Annotated in this window: 6 protein-coding genes; 2 read left to right on the top strand and 4 right to left on the bottom strand. The window is 39.0% G+C overall.

Features of this window, described 5'->3' with window-relative positions; all coding sequences use genetic code 11:
- Positions 1 to 134 precede the first annotated feature (134 nt).
- The gene (locus tag GCCT14_RS05385) at positions 135 to 275 is read left to right on the top strand and encodes a hypothetical protein (RefSeq protein WP_157952586.1); all 141 of its coding nucleotides are present in this window, start codon (positions 135 to 137) and stop codon (positions 273 to 275) included.
- On the opposite strand, the gene GCCT14_RS03845 is transcribed toward GCCT14_RS05385, so the two are convergent.
- Together GCCT14_RS03845 and GCCT14_RS03840 are read right to left on the bottom strand one after the other, a co-directional pair.
- Positions 266 to 1,141 (bottom strand): methionyl aminopeptidase, encoded by an 876-nt coding sequence (locus GCCT14_RS03845; protein WP_108624310.1) that lies wholly within the window; start codon positions 1,139 to 1,141, stop codon positions 266 to 268. The genes GCCT14_RS05385 and GCCT14_RS03845 overlap by 10 nt on opposite strands.
- Before the next feature lie 30 nt (positions 1,142 to 1,171).
- Entirely contained in the window at positions 1,172 to 1,759 is a 588-nt protein-coding gene (locus GCCT14_RS03840) for a MarC family protein (RefSeq protein ID WP_108624309.1), read from the bottom strand.
- A gap of 58 nt (positions 1,760 to 1,817) precedes the next feature.
- Here GCCT14_RS03840 and GCCT14_RS03835 point away from each other — a divergent pair, with 58 nt between their 5' ends.
- Complete coding sequence (locus tag GCCT14_RS03835) at positions 1,818 to 2,732, top strand: L-threonylcarbamoyladenylate synthase (RefSeq protein ID WP_157952585.1); 915 nt, start codon at positions 1,818 to 1,820, stop codon at positions 2,730 to 2,732.
- Here the strand turns inward: GCCT14_RS03835 and GCCT14_RS03830 are convergent.
- Together GCCT14_RS03830 and GCCT14_RS03825 are read right to left on the bottom strand one after the other, a co-directional pair.
- Positions 2,706 to 3,692, bottom strand: coding sequence for a phospholipase D-like domain-containing protein (locus tag GCCT14_RS03830; RefSeq protein WP_157952584.1), 987 nt, complete (start codon positions 3,690 to 3,692; stop codon positions 2,706 to 2,708). The two genes, GCCT14_RS03835 and GCCT14_RS03830, sit on opposite strands and share 27 nt — an antisense overlap.
- A 23-nt stretch (positions 3,693 to 3,715) precedes the next feature.
- Positions 3,716 to 4,047 (bottom strand): TCP-1/cpn60 chaperonin family protein (locus GCCT14_RS03825; RefSeq protein ID WP_275655984.1); only part of this gene is annotated, 332 nt, incomplete at its 5' end.

Below are 4,047 nucleotides of genomic sequence, written 5' to 3'. Positions count from 1 at the left end.
TTGGTGTTCGTGCCAACAACCAAATTGCAACGGCCCCAAAATGAGAATAGGGAAAGACATTTCTTTGTACAAATCAACTCTGTCCCAATGAGAAAGGTCTCAACTTTGCTCATGGCCAAGGAAAAGAGTGGTATGTGTTCGTTACATGCTCTGATGGATCAGACGGCAAGCTTTCTATAAATATGTCCTCTTATGGAGATCCGGAAATTTTAGCTTTTGTACTGGATAATGCACGGGAACGCCTATGGGAATTAGAAGAAGGATGTCATGGGTAGTGTGTTAATATTTCATAACCAGTCTCGGTAACGAGAATGGTGTGTTCCCATTGAGCACTAGGAAGACCATCTGTTGTTCGAACGGTCCACCCGTTGTTCAAATCGGTTATCCCATCTTTTACGCCTAAATTCAACATAGGTTCTATAGTGAACGTCATTCCAGGATAAAACGGAATGTGAATGTCGTTTAATGAATGAAATATATTTGGAGCTTCGTGGAAGTGAATGCCTGTACCGTGACCAACAAATGCATCAACCACTGAATAACCATATTCTTCAGACAAAGAAGTTATGGCTAGTCCTATATCTGAAACTTTGTTTCCTGGCTTCACTACTTCTATACCACATTTCATTGCCTCCAAACATGTGTCAACAAGAGAACGTTTACTTTCACTTATAGGTTCTATGCAGACCATTCTGCTTGTATCGCCATAATAACCATTCCATATTACAGTTACGTCAATGTTCAGTATGTCTCCCTTCTTTAAGACATATGAATCCGGTATTCCATGGCAGATAACTTCATTTAAGGAAGTACAAATAGAAGCCGGAAATGGGGGAGATCCGTACCCAAATGGGGCCGCACGAACACCAAATTTCGCATGCAGTTCTTTAGAAATGGCGTCAAGCTCCAATAGAGAAACTCCCTCTTTGGCTTCTTTGCAAAGGCAATCAAGAATCCGAGAGGCAATTAAGCATGCTTTTCTAATCCCGTCTATTTGCTGTTTGTTTTTGATTATTACTCGCCAAGTTTTTTTATAAATTTGGGAAACTGTTTTAAAGTCGGATTTTGGATCTACTACAGGGAAGTGACATCTGTTCCATTTTTTTCCACTTCCACACCAACATCCAGTTCCCCAAGCCATATGTCATTACTCCAAAGCCAGGTAATAGTTTTAAAAAGGATCAGAAAAACTCCAAAGACCTTTCAGCATCATTTGAGAACTTAGTCCCATTATGAAAAGGCCAGACAAACGCTCTAGGAGAAGCAAAATGAGTTTCGGAAATACACGAGCTTTGGCCTGAAATCCAAGAAGAATGATGATCGATGCCATTATCACTAATAAACACGAAAGGTCTGTAATCATTGCCTCTTCTGGAAGGAATGTAGCGATAGTAAACAAAGTCCCAGGACCTGCAAGCATAGGACACCCAATTGGCACTAAAAAAGCCTTATCTGGACGTACATCACTAGATGCCCCATCCCTAATGCCTAAAAATTCAAGACCTGAAAAACAAAGCAAAATTCCACCAGCTAGTCTTAAAGCATGGATCGAAATTCCAAGATTAGCCAATGCAGCTGCACCTCCATGATTGAAAAGGATACAAAGCAACCCTGCAAACAAACATTCACGAAAAACAAGGATAATACCATCTCTTTTTGACATTTTGCTGGTAATCGCAACCACACATGGAGCGCTAGATAGAGGACCTAACAAAAAAAATAGTTGAACGCTTCTTGCCAAAATGGCTGAAAAATCCATAAACTACCTCGCGAAATTTATACCTTCATGCCAACAACCAAATTGCAACGGCCCCAAAATGAGAATAGGGAAAGAAGAAGCCAAAAAGAGACTAGATTCAGGAGAGGTTATAGCACTTCCAACTGATACCGTATTCGGTCTGGCAGTTCGGGCTGACAAAGAAAACGCTCGCAGACGGCTCCTTTCCATTAAAGGACGCCCAATAAGTAAGCCGTTTGTAACCTTGTTACCATGTAGGCCAAAAGACGGGGATTTTCTGCGAAAGTCAATATATTTGCCAAGTGCTTTTCGATATTGTTGTGATATGTGGTGGCCTGGACCTTGCACTATGCTTCTTCCTATATCAGAGTCAATAGAAGATCCTTCTAGAAAATTTGATGGGTTTCGTGTCCCTCGTCACATTGAATTACAAACTTTTTTGTATGAAACAGGTGATTTATTGGTCTCTTCAGCTAACCTTTCTGGAGCATTTCCTTCAGTTTCTTTTGAAGAAGTAGAAAACATTTTTGGGAAAGATTTTCCGTGTCTAGATTTTGGAACTAATCGAACGATAGGAATAGAATCAACAGTATTGAAATTCAGTTCTGATTTTGTTGAAGTTGTTAGGGAGGGTCTTCTGCCACTGGAGGAGATTTGCTCAGTTTGTGATGAAACATTTTTGAAAAAACCTTCTCTTTCCAAAAGAAAAATGTGTAAAAAAGTCTTCTGGATTGATCCACGAAAAAGCAAAAAAGAAGGGGGGGTATTGATTGGATTCTCTAACCGATCTTATCAATGGAATAATAAAATTTTGTTGGGAAGTGATTCCTCAATAGAAGGTGTCATGGCTACATTTTATTCGGTTCTTAAAAAAGCTTTTGATTCATCTTTCAATCCAATATTCATAGATATGAATTGGCCTACAAGCTCACCATTATGGGAAGTTTTGAAAAGAAAATTGCTTGAATTAACAAACAATGGGAGTAGCTTGTGAAAAACAACCTTCCCATAAGGAATTCACTTTGTTTTTTAGGGGACCATCCTCTATTACAAGCTTTGTAAGCAACTCTTTGTTAGAAGAAAAAGCGCTCTTGCTCCAGTTACAAGATCCTAAAAATAAGGTTTTCTGATCAATCAAAGCAAATTTATGATGAAGGTCCTGGATGCCTCCATATAAAAACAAAGAGACACCTGCTCTAAGTAGATTTAGAATTGCTTTCTTAGAACTACCCATGCTCTGTCCTCGATCCAGAATAACTTTAACATCTACACCGCGATTGTGAGCTTCAATCAAATCATTAACCAATAAAACATGAGAGAAGGCAAAAAGAGCAACTTGTATGGAGTTGTTGGCTTCTTGAATCGAACGACGAATCATATTTAAAGCTTCCTTTGCCGGAGGCAGTTTCCAAATTTGGATTAACGTACCTTCAATAGAGAAACTGGCAAATTTTGGAGAGTTTGGATTGCGCAGGAACAGAGCAACATCTTCGTTTTCAATTCTTAACATCGCGTTTTTTTGCAAATAGAAACCAGTCCTAGTAAAGTTGAAGGAACCAATCCAAGAAATTTTTTGATCAATTACAACAAGTTTTCTGTGCATCAGTCGATGGGGAGTTTCGTATTTTATAGTTAAGAAATTACTTAAATCTCTGATTCGCTTGTCTTTTTTGCATTTTGAATCTAAAAAAATGGCAATGTCGATTCCTAACTTCTTTTTTTCGTAGAAAAGAGGGAGTATTTGAGGGTCTGTTAAACGAAAAAGCTCTATATAAATTTCTTTTGAGGCGAGTAGTAAAGAAGAAAAGAGAGACGAAGATAGGGGAGAATCAGAATCAAGAACTAAACTAACAGGAGGAAAAGATTTGTCACTTGGCTTCCAGATGACAAAAAACAGCAACATAAATTGGATAATGAGCAGGGCACGCGGAAAAGAAAAAGACAAACGACACACGAGCCCTGAAAGAAATTTTTAAATTACATTGCTGCTGAATGATGTGACGAACCCTTATCACATTTTAGTGGAACCTCAACGACAAGCGCTTCAGAAAGGATCACCATAGAAGCTGCAGAAGCTGCATGAGTTAATGACTCTATTACCACTTCAGTCGGCTCGACTATTTGCGCTTTTTCAAAGTCTTCTACACTACGAGTAATAACGTTGAAACCAATTGTACTTTTCCCGGATTCCAAAACGGAAGAAATGACTACGTCACCGTTCACGCCACTGTTCTCAGCAAGTTGCTTAATAAGACACTCTGCTGCATTCTCAACAATTTGCGCCCCTAAGGACTCGTCTCCTTTCAAGT

Source organism: Candidatus Similichlamydia epinepheli (genome assembly GCF_003056015.1).
Note: the sequence above shows the minus strand (reverse complement) of the source record. Positions and strands in the feature narration are given on the sequence as shown.

What these genes read in the sequence shown, in the direction of transcription:
- GCCT14_RS03845 (WP_108624310.1), bottom strand. Translation starts at nt 1,141, where the DNA reads ATGGCTTGGGGAACTGGATGTTGGTGTGGAAGTGGAAAAAAATGGAAC.
- GCCT14_RS03840 (WP_108624309.1), bottom strand. Translation starts at nt 1,759, where the DNA reads ATGGATTTTTCAGCCATTTTGGCAAGAAGCGTTCAACTATTTTTTTTG.
- GCCT14_RS03835 (WP_157952585.1), top strand. Translation starts at nt 1,818, where the DNA reads ATGAGAATAGGGAAAGAAGAAGCCAAAAAGAGACTAGATTCAGGAGAG.